Genomic DNA, 18,881 nt, shown 5'->3' on the forward strand with positions numbered 1-18,881 from the left:
ACACGGGAAAATGCGGACTGATCCGGCGGGCGGAGACGGGCATGATGCGCACTGCCAACGCTCAAGACCAAGAAGAAGGAACGTCCGATGCGCTTCAAATCCGCCCTCGTCGCGGCGAGTCTTGCCGCTGTCCTGCCCGCGACGGCGCCGGCCAATCCCGCCGACGCATTGTCGCTGACCCGCGCCGGACCGGCGATGGAGGACGACAATCGCCTGACGAAGGGTGAGCTTTACCCGCTGCTCGGCCTCATCGCCGTGGCGGTGCTTGCTCTCGCCTTGCTCGATGGCACCACCGAGCCGCAGGAAGAGCCGGTCAGCTCCTGATCACACGCCTTCGCTGCGGAGGGGACGGGCCAAGAGGGTCTCGACCGCCGCATCGGCTGATACTGCGCCGTCGAGAAGCGCGCAAACGGCGTCGACGATCGGCATGTCGACGCCCGCCGCATCGGCGACCCGCTTGAGGACAGGAGCGGTGAAGGCGCCTTCCGCCACCGTGCGGCGGTCGGCCATCAATTCCGCCGCGCTCCGCCCCTCGCCAAGGCCCTTGCCAAGGCTGAAATTGCGCGAGCTTGTCGACGAGCAGGTGAGGACGAGGTCGCCGAGGCCGGAAAGGCCCGCCAGCGTTTCGGCGCGAGCGCCGTGCGAGACGCCGAAACGCGTCATTTCCGCAAAGCCGCGCGCGATGAGGGCGGCGCGGGCATTCTGGCCGAGACCCTTTCCCTCCACGACGCCACAAGCGATGGCGAGAACGTTCTTCACCGCGCCGCCAATTTCCGCGCCGGTCACATCATCGGAAAGATAGGGGCGGAAGCTCGGGCCAGCGAGGCGATCGCGAAGGAGGGCGCCGAGTGTTTGATTGTGAATCGCGAGCGTGACGGCAGTGGGAAGCCCGGCGGCAACCTCATGCGCGAATGTGGGGCCGGACAGGACGGCGATCGGGGCATCGGGCTGCACTTGATGGGCAACGTGATTGAGGAGAAGGCCAGTGCCGTCCTCGATCCCCTTCGAGCAGAGAATGAGCGGCGCGGCGCGGGACGGCAGGCGGTCGAGAACCTTGCGCATATGCTGGGCGGGCGTGACAACGAGGAGCGCGTCGCAGGCGGCAAGATGGTCCAAGGCCGTGGTCGCGCGTATCGCGGGATGGAGCGGGGTGCCCGGGAGATAGAGGCGGTTTTCGTGGTCCGCGTTGATCGTTTCGACCACCTCCGCTTCCAGCGCCCAGAGCAGGGTTTCATCGCCCTTGGCTGCGGCGACCTGTGCCAGAGCCGTTCCCCAGGCGCCGCCGCCGATCACGCCAAGCTTCATGCCTTTACCCCCGCGCCGCGCGCTTTTTCCGCATGTGGATCCAACGGCCAGCGCGCCCGCGCCGCCACATCGAGATCGTCCACCAGTCCCGCTTCGAAGCGAAGTGCCCCCGCCCAGGCTATCATTGCCGCATTGTCCGTGCAGAGCCAGAGCGGGGGCGCGACGAAGGGGAGGTCATGGCTGGCGGCAAGCTGCTGAAGAGCGCCGCGCACCGCCTGATTGGCGGCGACCCCGCCCGCGACGACCAAGGCTGTTGCGCCAGCTGCATGCATCAAGGCGCGTTTCGTTCGGTCGATCAGGCAATCGACGACCGCCTTCTGGAAGGAGGCCGCGATGTCCGGAACAGTGTAGCGTCCGGATTCGCGAGCGCGCAGGACCGCGCTCTTGAGACCGGCAAAGGAGAAGTGCGGCTCGGCGGTGCCGACGAGTGGGCGCGGGAGGGGCACTGCCCTCGAGTCGCCTTCCTGCGCCGTCTTCTCGACCGCCGGGCCGCCGGGGAAGCCGAGGCCGAGCAGCTTCGCACTCTTGTCAAAGGCTTCGCCCGCCGCATCGTCGATGGTGGTGGCGAGGCGGCGGTATCGGCCGACGCCTTCGACGAACAGCAATTGGCAATGGCCGCCCGATACGAGGAGCAGGAGATAGGGGAAAGCGAGATCTGGATCGGTCAGCATCGGCGAAAGGGCATGGCCTTCGAGATGGTTGACCGCGACCAGCGGCTTGTTCGCAGACAGGGAGAGGCCCTTTGCAGTCATGAGGCCGACCATCACGCCGCCGATGAGGCCCGGGCCAGCCGTCGCCGCAATGGCATCGACCTGGCCGAGCGGAATATTTGCTTCGGCCAGGACCTCTTCGATCAGCGAGGGCAGGATTTCGACATGGGCGCGGGCGGCGATTTCAGGGACGACGCCGCCAAACGGGCGATGCGCGCTTTCCTGCCCCGCAACGCGATGGGCGAGGATGCGGCGGTCGGCGGTGACGAGCGCCGCCGCCGTTTCATCGCAGCTCGATTCAATGCCGAGGATAAGGCTCATGCCCCGTCCCTGCCATCAGATGCGCGGATCAACAACCTTTGCCGCGTGGGCAAAAAGAAAAGGCGCGGACGGTTTCCCATCCGCGCCTTTAATCTTCGTGTCGCTTGTGGCGCTCAGGCCTGCTTGGGCAGGGCCGCTTGCGCCTGGGCAACGATCGCCTTGAACGCATCGCCTTCGTGCATCGCGATATCGGCCAGGACCTTGCGGTCGAGATCGACGCCAGCGAGCTTCAGGCCGTGCATGAACTGGCCATAGGTCAGGCCTTCCATGCGGACGGCGGCGTTGATGCGCTGGATCCAAAGGGCGCGGAAGCTCCGCTTCTTCACCTTGCGGTCGCGATAGGCGTACTGGCCAGCCTTTTCGACGGCCTGACGCGCGATACGGATCGTGTTCTTGCGACGGCCATAATAGCCCTTCGCCTGATCCAAAATCCTCTTATGCTTCGCCTTGGTGGTTACACCGCGTTTCACACGTGCCATGCTCTAATCTCCTTAACGCAGGCCGTAGGGCGCCCAAAGCTTCACGCGCGCCGTATCGGCGTCGGCGAGAACTTCGGTGCCGCGGTTCTGGCGGATATACTTGGCATTGTGGCTGATCAGGCGGTGGCGCTTGCCGGCGACCCCATGCTTCACCTTGCCGGTGGCGGTGAGCTTGAAGCGCTTCTTCACGCCGCTCTTCGTCTTCAGTTTGGGCATTTTCGTCTCCTTTGCCGCTTTTGGCGGACGGTTATGAACAGCCACGGCAGCCCTAGTCGCCGGGCGGTTCGATTCTTCCAATATAACTTGGAAAGGCGCGCCTATACGGGGGAAGGGGCGAGGGCGCAAGGGCGGAGGCAGCTGCCTTATTGGTCGTATTTCAGTCCCGCGACCGGCACCGCCTTATCAAACGCTTCGGGCGGTGTGTCCGAATCCGCGTCGCTGACGATCGCCCAATTGCCGTCCGGCTGCTTGGCGAGAACGGTCATGAACTTGCCGTTGCTGATGATCGGCGCGCCGCCCTTTTCCAAAATATAGGTCGTGCGGACGAAGCCGTGATCGATATAGACGTCGCCAAGACGCTTCCGCTCGGCAACCCGGAAACGGATGTCGACATGTCCGCCCTTGTCCTTCACCTGCCTTTGAAAGCCCGACAGTCCGGTCATCAACCGTTGGTAATCGTCGATCCCTGCCTTGGCGTTGCGCGGATTATAGGTCGCGCCGGGAGCATAAACCTTATCGAGGCTCGCAGGATCGAGAGCGCGATAGGATGCCGCCATTCGCTCATAGACGGCATTGGCGGCCTCGTCATTCGCGGCGGCCGGCGACCCGAGCGCAACTGCAAGCGAGATCGCTGCAAAGACAGGTTTCATGATTACCCCCCACTTTTAATCGAAGAGGCTGGAGACCGAGCTTTCCTGCGAGATGCGGCGGATCGCTTCGGCGAGCAGCGGGGCGACGGTGAGGATGCGGATCTTGTCCGATCCCTTCACGATGTCATGGAGACCAATGGAATCGGTGACGACAAGTTCCCGAAGCTCGGACTTCTCGACGCGGGCGACGGCGCCGCCCGACAGCACGCCGTGGGTGCAATAAGCGACGACATCTTCGGCGCCCGCTTGCTTCAAGGCGGCGGCGGCATTGCAGAGCGTGCCCGCCGAATCGACGATATCGTCGATGAGGATGCAGAAGCGACCGCGCACGTCGCCGATAATGTTCATCACCTCCGATTCGCCGGCGCGTTCGCGGCGCTTGTCGACGATGGCGAGCGGGGCGTTGTTGAGGCGCTTGGCAAGGGCGCGGGCGCGGACCACGCCGCCGACGTCGGGCGACACCACCGTGATATTCTCACCCGCAAAGCGCGCCTGGATGTCGGCCGACATGACGGGCGCCGCATAGAGATTATCGGTCGGAATATCGAAAAAGCCCTGGATCTGACCGGCGTGGAGATCGATCGACAGGACGCGATTGGCGCCCGCAACGGTGATGAGATTGGCGACGAGCTTGGCGGAAATCGGCGTCCGGGGCCCGGGCTTCCGGTCTTGCCGCGCATAGCCGAAATAAGGGAGGACGGCGGTAATGCGCTTGGCCGACGAACGGCGGAGCGCGTCGATGCAGATGAGCAGCTCCATGAGATTGTCGTTGGCCGGATAAGCGGTCGGCTGGATGACGAACACATCTTCGCCGCGCACATTCTCGTTGATCTCGACGAACACTTCCTCGTCGGCGAAGCGCTTCACGGCCGCATCGGTCATCGGGATTTCAAGGTATTTGGCGATGTCCTTCGCGAGCGGAAGGTTCGCATTGCCCGACATCAATTTCATGATTGGTCCCCGTGCGGCTGGCTTGATGCCCTTTAAGCGGCGGAAGGGCCGCGCGGCAAGGGGCGTTGCCGATGCGCCAACCGCCAAGTAGAGGCTGGGTGATGGACGTCATCACCCGCTTCGCACCTTCCCCGACCGGCACGCTTCATGTCGGCAATATCCGCACCGCGCTCCACAATTGGCTGTGGGCGAAGCGGCACGGCGGACGCTTCATCCTTCGCCTCGACGATACCGACAAAGAGCGGTCGCGGGAGGAATATGCCGATTCGATCAAGGCGGACCTCCAATGGCTGGGCCTCGACTGGGACGAAGAGCATCGCCAGTCGCAGCGCTTCCACCGCTATGAAGAGGCGCTCGACCGGCTGCGCGAGGCGGGGCGCGTATATCCCTGCTACGAGACCGCGCAGGAACTGGATCTGAAGCGCAAGGTGCAATTGAGCCGGGGCAAGCCGCCGGTTTACGATCGCGCCGCTCTGGACCTCACCGACGCTGATTTCGTGCGCTACGAGAATGAGGGACGGCAGCCGCACTGGCGCTTCAAGCTCGATCATTCGAAGGCGATCGAATGGCATGACGGCATTCGCGGTCCGCAGCATTTCGATCCGGCGCTGCTGTCCGATCCCGTGATCCGGCGTGAGGATGGCAGCTGGCTCTACATGCTGCCGAGCGTCGTTGACGATATCGACATGGGGGTCACCCACGTCGTGCGTGGCGAAGATCACGTCACCAACACCGGCCTTCAGCTCCAGATGTTCGAGGCGCTCGGCGCGCCGGTTCCAGCCTTTGCGCATGAGGCTTTGCTCGTGGGCTCGGAAGGGAAGTTGTCGAAGCGGCTGGGATCGCTCGGCGTCGAGGCGATGCGCGAGACGGGGATCGAGCCGATGGCGCTGATCGCCAAGCTCGCCCGCATCGGGACCAGCCAGCCGGTCGAGGCTGTAACGACGCCGCAGCCGCTGATCGCGCATTTCTGCTTCGACACATTCGGCCGCGCACCGGCCCGGTTCGACATGGAGGAGCTTGAAAGCCTCAATGCCCGGATCATCCACCAGCTCGATTTTGACCAGGTCGCGGACGGCCTGCCCAATGGCATGGACCGCGCCGGGTGGGAGGTCGTTCGCCCGAACCTCCACACCGTCGCGGAGGCAGCCGATTGGTGGCATATCGTCGAAGGGCCTGTGACGGTTACAGCCGATCCCGCCGACACGGATTTGCTGGCCGCCGCCGTTGCGGTTGCAGATGGGACGGACTGGACGGATGGGCCCTGGCAGGCACTGACCAGCGCCCTGAAAGCCCAGACAGGGCGGACGGGCAAGGCCCTGTTCCTGCCGCTCCGCCGCGCCCTCACCGGACGGGACAGCGGCCCCGAAATGGGGGCGCTCGTCAAGCTGATCGGCAAGGAGCGCAGCATTCAGCGGTTGAAGGCGGCGGCGGGCCTGTAAGTTTCCTCGTCATTGCGAGGAGCGGAGCGGGACGGCAATCCATTTTGCCCTTATGTGCGGCACTGGATTGCTTCGCTTCGATTCCAATGACGAAAGGCTTTGCCAATTCTCGAGAATTCTTCCTCTAAACATAGAATCCTCTTGTCAAAGCAACATTATATCATCACGATATAATGTAACGTCATCGCGGAGAATGGCGTGAGCTAGGAGAGATGAGATGGAAGGAGGATTTCTCGCCCCCCGAACCAGCAATGCCGCAAGCCTGCTGGTCGTCGTCGCGCTGCATGGCGCTGCTTTGACGGCCTTGGCGCTGTCCAAGATGGACATGCCGATCAAGGCCTTCATTCCCCGGCTGACGGTTGAAAATATCCCCTTGCCGAAAGATCCGCCGGAAGTGGTGCCCGACCCGCAGCCCGAAGCGCGCAAGCCGACGGCGCCCTCGGAGCTTCTTGCGTTGAAGCCACCCGTCGAATTGCCGAGACATTCGGAAGTTGAGGGCAAAACCGATCCATTGCCGACGCCGAACATCGAGAGCCAGCCGGGCCGAGAGGTCGTCATTCCCGAAGATAAGGGGACGGCCGTGCAGATCCCCAATCCGGTCCGGATCGCCGCCGCCATCGACCCCCGCCATGCCGGTGCGCTTCAGCCGCCTTACCCGGCGTCCGAACAGCGTATGGGCAACGAAGGCAAGGTGTCGGTGCGGGTGACGATCGGCACGGACGGCCGAGTGAAGGCGGTGAGCCGGGTGTCCGCGACGAGCGACGCTTTTTGGAAGGCCACCGAACGACAGGCTCTGAGCCGCTGGCGCTTCCGCCCCGCAACCGTGGACGGCAAGCCGGTGGAAAGCGAAAAGGTGATGAGCGTCACGTTCCGACTGGATAGCTGACGCCGCGAAGGGGCTGGCCTAAATGCCGGGCCAGCCCTATCTTCCCTCTTATGGCTCTGCCCAAACCCTCGTCGCCCAAGGTGCTGCTCGCGGACCTCAAGGCATTCATGCGGGAGCGCAGCCGCCATCAGTGGATCGCAGCTTTCTTTGCCGTCGTTATGCCGGTCGTGATCCTGGTCGGCTTCTACTACGACTCGCAAACCAATATCGCGCCGGGCGAGCAAGTGATTTACGTCGAAAACTGGAAGGCTGACCGCACGGACGCGGAAATCATCGCCCAGCAGAAGATCGACCAGGCCGAAAAGGAAAAACGCGCGGCCGCCCGCCAGCGCGAATTCCAGAAACTCGAAAAGCGTCTTGGCATCTAATCTCCCTCGTCATTGCGAGCATAGCGAAGCAATCCAGCGGCTCGGGGTTGGCCGCAGGGTGGATTGCTTCGTCGCTACGCCCCTCGCGATGACGAAGTGAGGGTTGGCCTGTGATGGATGATGAAGGCTGGATGAAGTCCGCCATAGCGCTTGGGGCGGAAGCGCGGGGGACGACGGCGCCCAATCCCAATGTCGGCTGCGTGATCGTGAAGGACGGGCGGGCCGTTGGTCATGGCCGCACCCAGCCCGGCGGCCGCCCTCATGCCGAAGCGGTGGCGCTGGAGCGGGCGGGCGTCGAGGCGGAAGGCGCCACGATCTATGTCTCACTCGAACCGTGCGCGCATGACAGCGCGCGGGGCCCGGCCTGTGCCGACCTGCTTGTCGCGGCGCGACCGGCGCGCGTGGTGATCGCGGCGACGGACCCCGATCCGCGCACCAACGGCAGGGGCGCCGCACGGCTTCGCGAGGCCGGTATCGAGGTTGAAACCGGCATCCTAGCCGATGAGGCCAAAGCGGGGATGGAAGGCTTCTTTTCCCGCATCATTCAGGGGCGGCCCTTCGTCACCCTGAAGCTTGCCATGTCATTGGACGGCAAGATCGCACTGCCCTCGGGCGAGAGTAAATGGATTACCGGGGAGGATGCGCGGCGCCACGTCCATGAGGTGCGCGCGCAGAGCGACATGATCCTCGTCGGGCGCGGCACATTGCTTGCAGACGACCCGAAATTGAACGTGCGCCTGCCGGGCCTCGAAGACCGCTCGCCGCGCAAGGCGCTGCTGACGCGTGGCGAGGCGCCGGAGGGCTGGACCGGCCTTTCCGGTCCCGAGGCGATATTCGATCTTGGCGACGTCAACGATCTGCTCGTCGAGGGCGGATCGGGCGCGGCGTCGGCTTTCCTCGCCGCCGATCTCGTCGATCGCCTGCTTCTCTACCGCGCGCCGATCCTGATCGGGGAGGGCAAGTCGGCGCTGGGCTATATCGGCCTCACCAGCCTTGCCGACGCGCACCAGCGCTGGCGCTTCGACCATGCGGAGACGCTTGGCATCGACCGGCTGGAAGTCTACGAGCGCGACAGGCTTGGCCCGAGTTAGAATTCACGATCGTTCCCCGGCAAACGCCGGGGTCCAGTTTCACAGATCTGCGCCACTGGGCTCCGGCCTTCGCCGGAGCACTGCTTCCATAACCCAAGGTTGGTAAGACATGTTCACCGGCATCATCACCAGCATCGGCACGATCACCGCCGCCGAGCAGAAAGGCGACCTGCGCCTGCGCATCGCCTGTTCTTATGACATGGACAGCGTCGATCTCGGCGCATCGATCGCATGTTCGGGCGTGTGCCTGACGGTCGTGGACAAGGGGCCCGGCTGGTTCGACGTCGACCTCTCCGCCGAAACCGTATCGCGCAGCGCGCCGGGCCTGTGGACGGCCGGCAATCGCCTCAACCTGGAACGCGCGCTGAAGGTGGGTGACGAGCTTGGCGGCCATATCGTCACCGGCCATGTCGACGGCATCGGCACCGTCGAAGGCGCGGTTGCGGTCGGCGATTCGCTGCGCATGACCGTGATCGCCGACGAAGCGCTCGCCCAATATATCGCACCGAAGGGCTCGATCACGCTGGACGGCGTCTCGCTGACCATCAACGAGGTTGAGGGGATCGCCGACGGCGTGCGCTTCGCAATCAACATCATTCCCCATACCGCGCAGCAGACGACGTTTACCGATGTAGCGCCGGGGCGAAAGCTTAATATCGAGATCGATATTCTCGCCCGGTATCTCGGCCGGATGATGGAGATGAGGGCGCAATGACCCGTCCCGTTCGTGCTGAGTAGGGACTGAGCGAAGCCGAAGGCCCGTATCGAAGCATCTCGTGCTAAACCCTTCGATACGCCGTTTCGGCAAGCTCAACAGCTACTCAGGGCGAATGGACAGAGTGATGTGATTAACTATTGTGTCATCACATTGCAATGTGATAGCGGGCTTCAATGAGCACGATATTGATCGACAAGGTTCTCGACCTCGTCACCAACGGCGGCATGTCCCGCTCGGGCCTTGCCCGGGCGGCGGGCCTTCACCCCAATTCGCTGCGCAAGCTCGGCGATTCCGACTGGAATCCGACGGCCGACACCTTGTTGAAGCTGGAGAAATTCCTCGCCAGCGGCACCTATGGCGTGATGGCGACGCCCGAGCAGATTATCGACGAGGCGCGGAACGGGCGCATGTTCATCCTTGTCGACGATGACGACCGGGAAAATGAAGGCGACCTCGTCATCCCGGCGCAGATGGCGACGCCGGACGCGATCAACTTCATGGCGAAGCATGGCCGCGGCCTCATCTGCCTCGCCCTTTCCAAGGGCCGTGTCGATCAGCTCGGCCTTGGCCTCATGTCACGCAACAATGGCACGCGGCACGAAACCGCCTTCACCACATCGATCGAGGCGCGGGACGGCGTCACCACCGGCATTTCCGCCGCCGACCGCGCGCGGACCATCTCGGTCGCCATCGATGCGTCGAAGGGGCCGGAGCATATCGTGACACCCGGCCATGTCTTCCCGCTCGTCGCGCGCGAAGGCGGCGTGCTGGTCCGCGCGGGGCATACCGAAGCGGCGGTGGACGTGTCCCGCCTCGCGGGGCTCAATCCGTCGGGTGTGATCTGCGAGATCATGCGCGAGGACGGGACGATGGCGCGCATGGACGACCTCATCGAATTCGCACAGCTTCACGGCCTCAAGATCGGCACGATCCGCGATTTGATTGCCTATCGCCTCAAGAAGGATCACCTTGTCGAGCAGACCGCAGAGGCGCCGTTCGAAAGCCAGTGGGGCGGCACCTGGACGGCGAAGAGCTTCCTCAACAAGGCGACCGGCATCGAACAGATCGCGCTGGTCAAAGGCCGCATCGATCCTGACACGCCGACGCTCGTGCGCATGCACGCGCTCAGCATGTTCTCCGATGCTTTTGCCGAGAACGATCCGCGTTCGGGGCTGCTTCAGGGCGCGATGAAGGCGATTGCCGAGGAAGGCGCGGGCGTGATCGTCGTTATCAACCGTCCCTTGTCCAATGCCTTGTCGAACGAGCTCAACAAGCGCGCCGGTAAGGAGACGATACAGGATAGCGAGCAGCTGCGCGATTATGGCGTCGGCGCGCAGATCCTGTCCGCGCTCGGCGTGCATGAAATGGTGCTCCTCACCAACACCCATCATACGCCCGTGGCCCTTGGCGGCTACGGCCTCTCCATCATCGGCGAACGGCCGATTCCCCTGAAAGGCTGATCCCATGGCGAAATTGCTCATCGTCGAAGCGCGCTTCTACGACCATCTGAACGACATGCTGCTCGACGGCGCGCGTACCGCGATCGAGGAAGCTGGGCATGCTCACGATACGGTGACCGTCCCCGGCGCGCTCGAAGTGCCGGGCGCCATCGCGCTTGCTGCCGAAACCGGCCGCTATGACGGCTATGTCGCGCTTGGCGTCGTGATCCGCGGCGAAACCTATCATTTCGAAATTGTCGCGAACGAAAGCGCGCGCGGGATCATGGCGCTAACCATGGACGGCATCGCCATCGGCAATGGCATCCTGACGGTCGAAGACGAAGCCCAAGCCCTCGCCCGCGCCAGCCGCCAAGTGAAGGACAAGGGTGGCGAAGCGGCAAAGGCGGCGCTCGCGATGATGAAGCTAAAAGAGAAGTTCTCCTGAGTTGCTCCCCGGCGAAAGCCGGGGTCCAGCCGCTCGGACCGTACCGCTGGGCTCCGGCTTTCGCCGGAGCACAAAGGAGGTTTACGCAGCCACCGCCGCTTCGGCCTCCGGATAGTCGATATAGCCTTCGGGCCCCTGAGTGTACCAGGTCGACTGATCGTCCTTCGCCCAGTCCGCGCCGCATTCGATCCGGCGGGGCAAGTCCGGATTGGAAATGAACGGACGACCGAAGCTGATCGCATCGGCGACACCGTCATCCAGGGCCGCCTGCGCGCGCTCGGCATTATAATCCGAATTGAGGACGAGAGGGCCGTTGAAGACCTTACGGATTTCCGGCGCGATCGGCGGCAATTCGCCTTTGCCATAGGTGCCGTCGAGCGGCGGTTCGCGAAGCTCGAGGAAGGCGATGCCGATTTCGTTCAGCATCTCCGCCGCTGCGGTGAAGAGCGGCACCGGATCGCTGTCGTTCACGCCTTGTGATTCCCCATTTGGCGATAGGCGAACCGCCGTGCGCTCCGGCCCCACCACGTCGGCAATGGCGCGTGTTGCCTGGCGGAGCAGGCGGATGCGGTTTTCGATCGGGCCGCCATAATCGTCGTCGCGATGATTGCTGCCGTCGCGCAGGAACTGGTCGATCAGATAGCCATTGGCGGCGTGAAGCTGCACGCCGTCGAAGCCAGCGGCGATCGCGTAGCCCGCCGCCCGCGCATAATCGTCGAGGAGATCCGGGATTTCGTCCAATTCCAGCGCCCGCGCTTCTTCATAAGGTTGGCGGCCGTCATAGGTATGCGCCTTGTAAGGGGCTGTGGTCGCGGACGCCGAAACCGGCTTCTCGCCGTCGAGGAAGCTCGGATGGACAAGGCGGCCCATATGCCAGAGCTGGCTGAAGATGCGGCCGCCCGCTTCGTGCACGGCTTCCGTGATCGGCTTCCACGCCTCCACCTGCTCCATCGTCCACAGGCCCGGCGCATAGGGCCAGCCAAGGCCTTGGCGGCTGATTCCCGTCGCCTCGCTGATGATGAGGCCCGCGCCCGCGCGCTGGGTGTAATAGGTTTTCATAATCTCGGTCGGCACATGTTCCCGCGTCGCCCGGGCGCGCGTCAGGGGGGCCATGACGATGCGGTTGGGCGCCGTCACCGCGCCGAAGGAAATGGGATCGAACAGCGAGGACAAAGCAGGTTTCCTTTCGAAACGGGAGACGGAGAGTTAGGAACGCGCGCGGTGGTTGAAAAGTCCCACCCACACATGTCCGTTCGGTTCGAGCGAAGTCGAGAACCATGCCCGCGCATCTCGACTTCGCTCGATGCGAACGGGTGAGAGGTGTTCGAGTTAGGCGATTTCCGCTAGCGCCTCCCCATGCCCGTTTCCTCTCCCAACCGTGCCGCCTTCCCCGCGATGATCCTCGCCAATGTCGTGCTGGCGCTGGGGCCGTGGATGGTGCGGCTGGCCGATGTCGGGCCGATCGCGGCGGGCTTCTGGCGGCTGGCGCTGGCGGTGCCTTTCCTGATGATCCTTGCCTGGTTCTCGCCGGGAAAGTTGCGCACGCGTGGCGCCTTGCTGGCGATGATCGCGGTGGGCGGCCTGTTCTTCGCGGCCGACCTCGCCGCCTGGCATTATGGCATCCACCATACGAAGCTCGCCAACGCCACTTTGTTCGGCAATATGAGCAGCCTGATCTTTGCCCTTTACGGCTTCATCTTGCTCCGTCGTTTGCCGAGCGGGGCGCAAGGGTTCGCGTTGGCATTGGCTCTCGTCGGCGCGATCCTGCTGATGGGCAGCAGCTACGAGCTTTCGCCCGACCATCTTGAAGGCGATCTTTTCGCTCTGCTCGCGGGTCTTTTCTACACCTTTTACCTGATCGCTGTGGACCGGGCGCGGCGCGAGATGGCGCCGATGCCGGTGCTCGCATTGTCGACGCTCGCGGGAACGCTGCCGCTCTTCCTCTTCGCCCGCATCATGGGTGAGGCGATCCTGCCGGGCGACTGGACCGCCTTGTTCCTGCTGGCGCTCAGCAGCCAGGTGATCGGCCAGGGCCTGCTCGTCTACGCCATGGGGCACTTGTCGCCGGTGATCGTCGGCCTCGGCCTCCTCACCCAGCCGGTCGTCTCGGCACTGGTCGGCTGGCTGGCTTATGATGAGCACCTGTCGCTCGCCGACGGCGCGGGGGCGTTGCTCATTTCGGTGGCTTTGGTGCTGATCCGTCTGCCCGATCGACGCAAGGCTTGAGCTTGCAACGCCGCCCGCGCGCCCTCATCTTGGGCGAAGGAGAGTGATATGACCGATCAGACCATTCCACCGGCCGAAATGACGCTGGACGAACTGCGCGTCGCGCTGGCGCCGCTCATCCCCGGCCATGCCGTGTTCGACGGATGGAATGACGCCGCGCTCGCCATGGCGGCGAACGAGCTTGGTGTTCCGGCCGATCGCGCGAAGCTCGCCTTTCCTGGGGGCGCGATGGAGATGATCGATGCCTGGTTCGATGCGATCGATTTGGCGATGGCAAAGGCTTTTCCGCCCGAACGGATCGCGACGATGAAGATTCGCGCGCGGATCCGCGATCTCCTCCTCTACCGGATCGAAGTGACGCATCCGCACAAGGAGGCGCTGCGCCGCGCCTTCGCGATCCTGTCTATGCCGCAAAATGCTTTGGCGGCGGCAAAGCTCGCCTGGCGCGCGGCGGACCGGATGTGGCGCCTTGCGGGCGACAGGGCGAGCGATTTCAACCATTATTCGAAGCGCGGAATATTGTCGGCCCTCTATACCTCGACCCTGCTCGTCTATCTCGACGACGACACGCCCGACATCGCGGCAACAAAGGGCTTCCTGGATCGGCGCATCGACGATGTGATGCGGTTCGAGAAATTCAAAGCACAGTGGAAGGGCGGGAGCGAGCGGATGCCGAGCCTCAGCCGCTTCCTCGGGCGGCTCCGTTATCCGGCGGTATAATTCGTCATTGCGAGGAGCGTAGCGGCGGCAATCCAACTTGCGGCAGGCTCAGCGCGGCTGAATTGCTTCGCCCCGCTCGCAATGGCGAAGAAAAATCACCCTGCCATTTGCAGGCGCGGCGCTGCGGCGGCCGGGCGCTGATAGAAGGAGACGAAGCGCTTGATGCGGCGACCCTGCGACCACAGATCGCCCGTTTCCATACCGCGCAACTCTTCGGCCAAGGCGATCGCTTGCGCATCGTTCGCCGCGTCGAATTCCTTGTAAGACCGGATTTCGCGGTGGCGTTCGCCGAGGAGATAGAGGCGGTAGGTCTTCATGGCACATCCTTCACTTCACCCTCACATGAGCGAGGTTAAATCGGTTGCCGGCCCGCTTGGTTCCATAGAAAGGCATGCGCCCTGCGCTGCAATTGACATGGATCAATTGTTTCGGCGCTGTGCGATGAAATGCGGCCCGAATGCCCTGAAGCGATGCGAAATTGGCAGTGGCCATGAGCCGCTCTTATTGATAATCACTCGCAGCAATATGACTCAGCCTCTCAGCCTCGACCGATTGCCGTTCCGGACCCCGGCCCGCATCACCGCCATCGATTGGCTGCGGATGAGTGAGGGCGACGCGCGGCGCCTGCGCAATCTCGGCTTCGATGAAGGCGTATCGGTCGAATCGCTCCACGCCGCGCCGTTCGGCGGCGATCCATTAGCGGTGCGGGTTGGGCGGATGACCGTGGCAATGCGCCGCGCCCTTGCAAATGCCGTCGCGGTGGAGACAGGCCAGTGACGACCGTCCCGCTCATCGCCGTCGTCGGCAATCCCAATGCGGGCAAGAGCGCGCTGTTCAACATGCTCACCGGCGCGCGGCAGAAGGTCGGCAATTATCCGGGCGTCACCGTGGAGCGGAAATCAGGGCGGCTGTCCCTGGCTGATGGCCGTCCGGTCGAATTGGTCGATCTCCCCGGCGCCTATAGCCTCGAACCGTCGAGCCCGGACGAAGCGGTGACCCGCGATGTCGTGATCGGCCGCCAGCAGGGTGAGCGCCTGCCCGACGCATTGTTGATCGTCCTCGACGCGACGAACCTCGACAACCATTTGCGCTTTGCGTTGCAGCTCATCAATCTCGGCCTGCCGACGGTCGTCGCCTTGAACATGGTCGACATGGCGGCGCGCGACGGCCTCGTCATCGACAGCGCGCGTCTTTCGGAAGAACTTGGCGTGCCGGTGATCGAGACGGTGGCGGTCCGTCGCCGCGGGCTCGGCAGCTTGAAGGAGGCCCTCAGTCTCGCCGTTACGGCCGAGAAGAGAGCACCGGTGCCCGACGAGCCGTTCGCCGCCGTCCAACGCCGCGCACGGGCGATCGCCGATGCGGCGGTTGCCGGAGATGCGACCATTCACCGCACGTCGAGCGTGATCGACCGCATCGTTCTCAATCCCGTCGCGGGGCCATTCCTGTTCGCGCTCATCATGTTCCTGATGTTCCAGGCGGTGTTCGCCTGGTCCGAAGCGCCTATCGGCTGGATCGAGGGGGCGATCACCGGGCTTCAGGGCGCCGTCACGGATGCGATGCCGGACGGCTTCATCCGCTCACTGCTTGTCGACGGCGTGTTGGGCGGGGTGGGGGCGGTGGTCGTCTTCCTGCCGCAGATCCTGATCCTGTTCCTGTTCATCCTGCTTCTGGAAGCGACCGGATATATGGTCCGCGCCGCCTTCCTGATGGACCGGCTGATGGCGAAGGTCGGCCTCTCCGGCCACGCCTTCATTCCGCTCCTCTCATCCTTTGCCTGCGCCATTCCCGGCATCATGGCGACGCGGACGATCGAAGATCCCAAGCATCGCCTGACGACCATTCTCATCGCGCCGCTGATGACCTGTTCGGCACGCCTCCCGGTTTATGCAGTGATCATCGGCGCCTTCATCCCGGCGACGTCGGTCGGCTGGGGCATTGGCCTCCAGGGACTGGTGATGTTCGGCCTTTACCTTCTGGGCATTGCGGGCGCGCTGCTTGCGGCCCTCGTCCTGCGCCGCACGGTGGCCAAGGGCAGCCATCAGGGTTTCATGATGGAAATGCCCAAATATCAGGTGCCGATTCCGCGCGACGTGCTGCTTGGCCTCTGGCAGCGCGCGGCGATCTTTTTGAAGCGCGCGGGTTCGATCATCCTCGTTTCGACGATCGTGCTTTGGGCCTTGCTCTCCTTCCCGCAGCCAAGGCCCGGCGAAAGCGCGCTCGACGCCTCCATCGCAGGCAAGATTGCGGGCGGCCTCGAAACGGTGGTGCGCCCGATCGGGTTCAACCACGAAATCGCGCTCGCGCTCATCCCCGCCATGGCGGCGCGCGAGGTTGCGGTGTCGGCGCTTGCTACCGCTTATTCGATCGAGGCGGATGACGAGGCGCAGGCCGAACAGTCGCTGGTGGAACGCTTGCAGGGCCGCTGGACCTTGCCGACCGCTTTGGCCTTCCTCGCTTGGTTCGTCTTCGCGCCGCAATGCCTGTCTACGGTCGCGGTCGTCCGGCGGGAAACGAACGGGTGGAAATGGCCCGCCTTCATGCTAGCCTATCTGTTCGGTCTCGCCTATCTGGCCGCAGGCGCAACTTACTGGGCGGCAATAGCCCTCGGGCTTTAGGAGTTTTTTAAATGGCGGGTTCGGTCAACAAGGTGATTCTGGTCGGCAATCTCGGGCAGGATCCCGAATCCCGTTCGCTCGGCAATGGCGGCGAGGTGGTGAACCTGTCGGTCGCCACGTCGGAAAGCTGGAAGGACCGCGACGGCAATCGTCAGGAGCGGACCGAATGGCACCGCGTCGTGATCTTCAACGAAAATCTCGGGAAGGTCGCCAAATCCTATCTGCGCAAGGGTTCGAAGGTCTATCTCGAAGGCCAGCTGCAGACCCGCAAGTGGCAGGACAATGAGGGCAAGGACAAATATTCGACCGAAGTGGTGCTGCAGCGCTTCCGCGGCGAACTCGTCCTCCTCGATTCGCGCGGCGGCGGCGGCGGCGGCGGCGGCGGCGGATCAGGCGGCTATGACGATGGCGGCTACGATCAGGGCTTTGGCGGCGGCCAGTCCTCGGGCTTCGGCGGTGGCGGCCAGAGCCGCCCGCAATCGCGCCCGGCGCCCGCGTTCGACAGCGATCTGGACGACGACGTTCCGTTTTGACGGGAAACGTCATGCTGAACTTGTTTCAGCATCCATGCCGATGACGATCGCGACTGTCGGACAGATGGACCCTGAAACAAGTTCAGGGTGACGGGCTATTATTTCTTCTTGAGCGCAGCCAATCCCGCAAAGGGCGAGGATTCCCGCTTGGCCTCCTCCTCGCTTTTCACACCCGCCGCGCGTAGGGCATCCTCGGCGCCCGGCGCGCGTGGCCAGGGGTCGAGGTTCAGCGACAATGTCTCGGCGACCGCTTCGCCGATATCGATCATCGCGCCTTCGTAAAAAACGACATCGCATTCCGCTTCGCTGAGCTCGATCTCTTCATCCGGCGCGCCATCCTGCGGCTCCGGGCGGAAAAGGATGGTGAAATCCTCAGCGACATGTGCGGGTATCGGAACGCCGGTCGCGACGCAGCTTTGCGTCACCTCGGCCTCCATCCGGCCCTTGGCTGTCACCGTTTCTCCGTCCCGTTGCAGCGTCAGCGTCGCGGCAAGCCGGTCGATAGCGACAAGGTCGAAGCGGGCGGCGAGCGCGGCGCGTTCCTCCGCCGACGCCTCCACCGTCATCGGCTTTGCGACCGACGGCAACGTGTCGAGGCGGGCGGGGCGGCTGAATTCGGGAGCCATGATCATGCCCGGGGAAGATCGCCGGACAGGATGGCCGGCATCAGCCGTTCGGCAAGCGCCGCGTGGAAGCGCCCGATCCTGGCCGCCACGAAAGCGTTCGCGTCGGGCGAGGGCGGTGCGCCCCGGAAGATGTTGCGGCTGACGGCTTCCTCGAGCCCTTCGCCCATATCAAACGCGGCGCGGAATGCGCCGATCCGGCCGCCCAATGTTCCCATCATCTTGCCGATGCGCTTGCCAACGACCAGGTCGCCGGTGCCGAGCTGGCGGATATTGCCGTCCATGTCGGCGATGAACAATTCGGCGAGCAATGCGGAATCGGCCCGCGTTTCCGCCCCGCCTTGTTCAACCCGGATTAAGACGAGGGCGAGGATGGTGGCGATCATGTCGAACCGTCCGTCGATCGTGTCCGGAACCTGGCCATCGCGATACCAGATGGGATCGCGGCCGATTGCGACCACCGCTTCGTAAAGCGGCCGCAATTTTTCCGTGTCCCGCCGGCGTCCGAAAAGTCGTGAGAGAAAAGACAATGGTTTTCCTTGGCTGCGTCCCCGGGCTTGCGCCCGGCGTTGTGGAGCGCATATTGGGGCTTCACGTCGCGGCCTGCAAGGCGGACACCGGCGTCATATCGGCGATGGTGTGTTCAGGAGAATGATTAAGATGACCGTCCGGACGGCAAAAAGCTTTGCCTTGGCCTCACTCCTCGCCGCGAGCGCGCTCGTGTCCGGCTGCGGCCAGATCGTCGACCGGCAGGGCTATATTCAGGATCCCGTGCTGACCGCCGCGATCCAGCCCGGCATCGACAATCGCGATTCCGTCGCCGGGACGCTCGGCCGCCCGACCTTCGTTGGCCAGTTCGACCAGCGCGACTGGTATTATGTGACGCGCACAACGAAGCAGTTCGGCTTCAACCTGCCGCGCGTCGCGGACCAGAGCGTGCTTCACATCCGCTTCGACGATGCCGGCAATGTGACGACCGTCGAGCGGAGCGGCGTCGACAAGGTCGCCTCGATCGAGCCTTATGCGGACAAGACCCCGACTTTGGGCCGCGACCGCAGCTTCTTCGAGGAACTGTTCGGCAATATCGGCACCGTCGGCGCCCCGGGCGCGGGCACGAACCCAACGCCTCAATAACACCCACCC

General features: G+C 63.9%; 24 protein-coding genes. 14 read left to right on the plus strand and 10 right to left on the minus strand.

Annotated elements, in window-relative coordinates:
* The first annotated feature begins 87 nt into the window (after window positions 1-87).
* Complete coding sequence (locus C7I56_RS10045) at window positions 88-324, plus strand: hypothetical protein (protein WP_106640464.1); 237 nt, start codon at window positions 88-90, stop codon at window positions 322-324.
* Here C7I56_RS10045 and C7I56_RS10050 read toward each other — a convergent pair whose 3' ends face one another.
* From C7I56_RS10050 to C7I56_RS10075, 6 genes are all read right to left on the minus strand, one after another.
* Window positions 325-1,305 (minus strand): NAD(P)H-dependent glycerol-3-phosphate dehydrogenase, encoded by a 981-nt coding sequence (locus C7I56_RS10050; RefSeq protein ID WP_106640465.1) that lies wholly within the window; start codon window positions 1,303-1,305, stop codon window positions 325-327.
* Complete coding sequence (tsaD, locus tag C7I56_RS10055; RefSeq protein WP_106640466.1) at window positions 1,302-2,336, minus strand: tRNA (adenosine(37)-N6)-threonylcarbamoyltransferase complex transferase subunit TsaD; 1,035 nt, start codon at window positions 2,334-2,336, stop codon at window positions 1,302-1,304. Before tsaD ends, C7I56_RS10050 begins: the two co-directional genes overlap by 4 nt.
* Before the next feature lie 113 nt (window positions 2,337-2,449).
* Complete coding sequence (gene rplT / locus C7I56_RS10060) at window positions 2,450-2,815, minus strand: 50S ribosomal protein L20 (RefSeq protein ID WP_106640467.1); 366 nt, start codon at window positions 2,813-2,815, stop codon at window positions 2,450-2,452.
* A 12-nt stretch (window positions 2,816-2,827) separates the two neighbouring features.
* Window positions 2,828-3,031: a 50S ribosomal protein L35 gene (gene rpmI / locus C7I56_RS10065; protein ID WP_106640468.1), complete on the minus strand. Its 204-nt coding sequence runs from the start codon at window positions 3,029-3,031 to the stop codon at window positions 2,828-2,830.
* Between the two features lie 146 nt (window positions 3,032-3,177).
* The gene (locus tag C7I56_RS10070) at window positions 3,178-3,684 is read right to left on the minus strand and encodes a YybH family protein (protein WP_106640469.1); all 507 of its coding nucleotides are present in this window, start codon (window positions 3,682-3,684) and stop codon (window positions 3,178-3,180) included.
* Window positions 3,685-3,699: 15 nt separating this feature from the next.
* The gene (locus C7I56_RS10075; RefSeq protein ID WP_106640470.1) at window positions 3,700-4,635 is read right to left on the minus strand and encodes a ribose-phosphate pyrophosphokinase; all 936 of its coding nucleotides are present in this window, start codon (window positions 4,633-4,635) and stop codon (window positions 3,700-3,702) included.
* Window positions 4,636-4,736: 101 nt separating this feature from the next.
* Between C7I56_RS10075 and gltX the strand changes: the two genes are divergently transcribed.
* The 7 genes from gltX (at window position 4,737) to ribH (ending at window position 11,021) form a co-directional block, all read left to right on the plus strand.
* A complete protein-coding gene (gltX, locus tag C7I56_RS10080) occupies window positions 4,737-6,074 on the plus strand; it encodes a glutamate--tRNA ligase (RefSeq protein ID WP_106640471.1) in 1,338 nt (445 codons plus the stop codon).
* Window positions 6,075-6,291: 217 nt separating this feature from the next.
* Window positions 6,292-6,960, plus strand: coding sequence for an energy transducer TonB (locus tag C7I56_RS10085; RefSeq protein WP_106640472.1), 669 nt, complete (start codon window positions 6,292-6,294; stop codon window positions 6,958-6,960).
* 50 nt (window positions 6,961-7,010) lie between these two features.
* Window positions 7,011-7,328: a hypothetical protein gene (locus C7I56_RS10090; protein ID WP_106640473.1), complete on the plus strand. Its 318-nt coding sequence runs from the start codon at window positions 7,011-7,013 to the stop codon at window positions 7,326-7,328.
* Between the two features lie 113 nt (window positions 7,329-7,441).
* Window positions 7,442-8,419 carry a bifunctional diaminohydroxyphosphoribosylaminopyrimidine deaminase/5-amino-6-(5-phosphoribosylamino)uracil reductase RibD gene (gene ribD / locus C7I56_RS10095; protein WP_280951975.1) on the plus strand — a complete coding sequence of 326 codons (978 nt, stop codon included), beginning with the start codon at window positions 7,442-7,444 and terminating at the stop codon, window positions 8,417-8,419.
* A 109-nt stretch (window positions 8,420-8,528) separates the two neighbouring features.
* A complete protein-coding gene (locus tag C7I56_RS10100) occupies window positions 8,529-9,134 on the plus strand; it encodes a riboflavin synthase (protein WP_106640474.1) in 606 nt (201 codons plus the stop codon).
* A 176-nt stretch (window positions 9,135-9,310) separates the two neighbouring features.
* A complete protein-coding gene (ribB, locus tag C7I56_RS10105) occupies window positions 9,311-10,597 on the plus strand; it encodes a 3,4-dihydroxy-2-butanone-4-phosphate synthase (RefSeq protein WP_106640475.1) in 1,287 nt (428 codons plus the stop codon).
* A 4-nt stretch (window positions 10,598-10,601) separates the two neighbouring features.
* Window positions 10,602-11,021: a 6,7-dimethyl-8-ribityllumazine synthase gene (gene ribH, locus C7I56_RS10110; RefSeq protein WP_106640476.1), complete on the plus strand. Its 420-nt coding sequence runs from the start codon at window positions 10,602-10,604 to the stop codon at window positions 11,019-11,021.
* A gap of 81 nt (window positions 11,022-11,102) precedes the next feature.
* Here the strand turns inward: ribH and C7I56_RS10115 are convergent, their stop codons facing one another.
* Window positions 11,103-12,194 carry an alkene reductase gene (locus C7I56_RS10115; RefSeq protein ID WP_106640477.1) on the minus strand — a complete coding sequence of 364 codons (1,092 nt, stop codon included), beginning with the start codon at window positions 12,192-12,194 and terminating at the stop codon, window positions 11,103-11,105.
* Between the two features lie 183 nt (window positions 12,195-12,377).
* On the opposite strand from C7I56_RS10115, the gene C7I56_RS10120 reads away from it, so the two are divergent.
* On the plus strand, window positions 12,378-13,247 hold the full coding sequence (locus tag C7I56_RS10120; protein ID WP_106640478.1) for a DMT family transporter: 870 nt from the start codon (window positions 12,378-12,380) through the stop codon (window positions 13,245-13,247).
* A gap of 48 nt (window positions 13,248-13,295) precedes the next feature.
* Window positions 13,296-13,967 (plus strand): COQ9 family protein, encoded by a 672-nt coding sequence (locus C7I56_RS10125; protein WP_106640479.1) that lies wholly within the window; start codon window positions 13,296-13,298, stop codon window positions 13,965-13,967.
* A 95-nt stretch (window positions 13,968-14,062) separates the two neighbouring features.
* Here C7I56_RS10125 and C7I56_RS10130 read toward each other — a convergent pair whose 3' ends face one another.
* On the minus strand, window positions 14,063-14,284 hold the full coding sequence (locus C7I56_RS10130) for a hypothetical protein (protein WP_106640480.1): 222 nt from the start codon (window positions 14,282-14,284) through the stop codon (window positions 14,063-14,065).
* A gap of 208 nt (window positions 14,285-14,492) precedes the next feature.
* On the opposite strand from C7I56_RS10130, the gene C7I56_RS10135 reads away from it, so the two are divergent.
* The 3 genes from C7I56_RS10135 to ssb are packed head-to-tail and all read left to right on the plus strand — an operon-like array spanning window position 14,493 to window position 17,115.
* A complete protein-coding gene (locus C7I56_RS10135; RefSeq protein WP_106640704.1) occupies window positions 14,493-14,744 on the plus strand; it encodes a FeoA family protein in 252 nt (83 codons plus the stop codon).
* Entirely contained in the window at window positions 14,741-16,582 is a 1,842-nt protein-coding gene (feoB, locus tag C7I56_RS10140) for a ferrous iron transporter B (protein ID WP_106640481.1), read from the plus strand. The genes C7I56_RS10135 and feoB overlap by 4 nt, the downstream gene beginning before the upstream one ends.
* Window positions 16,583-16,593: 11 nt before the next feature.
* Window positions 16,594-17,115 (plus strand): single-stranded DNA-binding protein, encoded by a 522-nt coding sequence (ssb, locus tag C7I56_RS10145; RefSeq protein WP_106640482.1) that lies wholly within the window; start codon window positions 16,594-16,596, stop codon window positions 17,113-17,115.
* 98 nt (window positions 17,116-17,213) lie between these two features.
* Here ssb and C7I56_RS10150 read toward each other — a convergent pair whose 3' ends face one another.
* Together C7I56_RS10150 and C7I56_RS10155 are read right to left on the minus strand one after the other, a co-directional pair.
* The gene (locus C7I56_RS10150; RefSeq protein ID WP_199792381.1) at window positions 17,214-17,747 is read right to left on the minus strand and encodes a YceD family protein; all 534 of its coding nucleotides are present in this window, start codon (window positions 17,745-17,747) and stop codon (window positions 17,214-17,216) included.
* The gene (locus C7I56_RS10155; RefSeq protein WP_245409673.1) at window positions 17,744-18,220 is read right to left on the minus strand and encodes a ubiquinol-cytochrome C chaperone family protein; all 477 of its coding nucleotides are present in this window, start codon (window positions 18,218-18,220) and stop codon (window positions 17,744-17,746) included. The genes C7I56_RS10150 and C7I56_RS10155 overlap by 4 nt, the downstream gene beginning before the upstream one ends.
* Window positions 18,221-18,389: 169 nt before the next feature.
* Between C7I56_RS10155 and C7I56_RS10160 the strand changes: the two genes are divergently transcribed.
* The gene (locus C7I56_RS10160; protein ID WP_106640484.1) at window positions 18,390-18,872 is read left to right on the plus strand and encodes an outer membrane protein assembly factor BamE; all 483 of its coding nucleotides are present in this window, start codon (window positions 18,390-18,392) and stop codon (window positions 18,870-18,872) included.
* Window positions 18,873-18,881: the final 9 nt, after the last annotated feature.

The sequence above is a fragment of the Allosphingosinicella vermicomposti genome, assembly GCF_003012815.1.
Lineage (GTDB): Bacteria > Pseudomonadota > Alphaproteobacteria > Sphingomonadales > Sphingomonadaceae > Allosphingosinicella > Allosphingosinicella vermicomposti.

Excerpts from the sequence above, each read along its gene's own strand:
- C7I56_RS10045 (WP_106640464.1), top strand. The coding sequence starts at position 88 with ATGCGCTTCAAATCCGCCCTCGTCGCGGCGAGTCTTGCCGCTGTCCTG.
- C7I56_RS10050 (WP_106640465.1), bottom strand. The coding sequence starts at position 1,305 with ATGAAGCTTGGCGTGATCGGCGGCGGCGCCTGGGGAACGGCTCTGGCA.
- tsaD (WP_106640466.1), bottom strand. The coding sequence starts at position 2,336 with ATGAGCCTTATCCTCGGCATTGAATCGAGCTGCGATGAAACGGCGGCG.
- rplT (WP_106640467.1), bottom strand. The coding sequence starts at position 2,815 with ATGGCACGTGTGAAACGCGGTGTAACCACCAAGGCGAAGCATAAGAGG.
- rpmI (WP_106640468.1), bottom strand. The coding sequence starts at position 3,031 with ATGCCCAAACTGAAGACGAAGAGCGGCGTGAAGAAGCGCTTCAAGCTC.
- C7I56_RS10070 (WP_106640469.1), bottom strand. The coding sequence starts at position 3,684 with ATGAAACCTGTCTTTGCAGCGATCTCGCTTGCAGTTGCGCTCGGGTCG.
- C7I56_RS10075 (WP_106640470.1), bottom strand. The coding sequence starts at position 4,635 with ATGAAATTGATGTCGGGCAATGCGAACCTTCCGCTCGCGAAGGACATC.
- gltX (WP_106640471.1), top strand. The coding sequence starts at position 4,737 with ATGGACGTCATCACCCGCTTCGCACCTTCCCCGACCGGCACGCTTCAT.
- C7I56_RS10085 (WP_106640472.1), top strand. The coding sequence starts at position 6,292 with ATGGAAGGAGGATTTCTCGCCCCCCGAACCAGCAATGCCGCAAGCCTG.
- C7I56_RS10090 (WP_106640473.1), top strand. The coding sequence starts at position 7,011 with ATGGCTCTGCCCAAACCCTCGTCGCCCAAGGTGCTGCTCGCGGACCTC.
- ribD (WP_280951975.1), top strand. The coding sequence starts at position 7,442 with ATGGATGATGAAGGCTGGATGAAGTCCGCCATAGCGCTTGGGGCGGAA.
- C7I56_RS10100 (WP_106640474.1), top strand. The coding sequence starts at position 8,529 with ATGTTCACCGGCATCATCACCAGCATCGGCACGATCACCGCCGCCGAG.
- ribB (WP_106640475.1), top strand. The coding sequence starts at position 9,311 with ATGAGCACGATATTGATCGACAAGGTTCTCGACCTCGTCACCAACGGC.
- ribH (WP_106640476.1), top strand. The coding sequence starts at position 10,602 with ATGGCGAAATTGCTCATCGTCGAAGCGCGCTTCTACGACCATCTGAAC.
- C7I56_RS10120 (WP_106640478.1), top strand. The coding sequence starts at position 12,378 with ATGCCCGTTTCCTCTCCCAACCGTGCCGCCTTCCCCGCGATGATCCTC.
- C7I56_RS10125 (WP_106640479.1), top strand. The coding sequence starts at position 13,296 with ATGACCGATCAGACCATTCCACCGGCCGAAATGACGCTGGACGAACTG.
- C7I56_RS10130 (WP_106640480.1), bottom strand. The coding sequence starts at position 14,284 with ATGAAGACCTACCGCCTCTATCTCCTCGGCGAACGCCACCGCGAAATC.
- C7I56_RS10135 (WP_106640704.1), top strand. The coding sequence starts at position 14,493 with ATGACTCAGCCTCTCAGCCTCGACCGATTGCCGTTCCGGACCCCGGCC.
- ssb (WP_106640482.1), top strand. The coding sequence starts at position 16,594 with ATGGCGGGTTCGGTCAACAAGGTGATTCTGGTCGGCAATCTCGGGCAG.
- C7I56_RS10150 (WP_199792381.1), bottom strand. The coding sequence starts at position 17,747 with ATGATCATGGCTCCCGAATTCAGCCGCCCCGCCCGCCTCGACACGTTG.
- C7I56_RS10160 (WP_106640484.1), top strand. The coding sequence starts at position 18,390 with ATGATTAAGATGACCGTCCGGACGGCAAAAAGCTTTGCCTTGGCCTCA.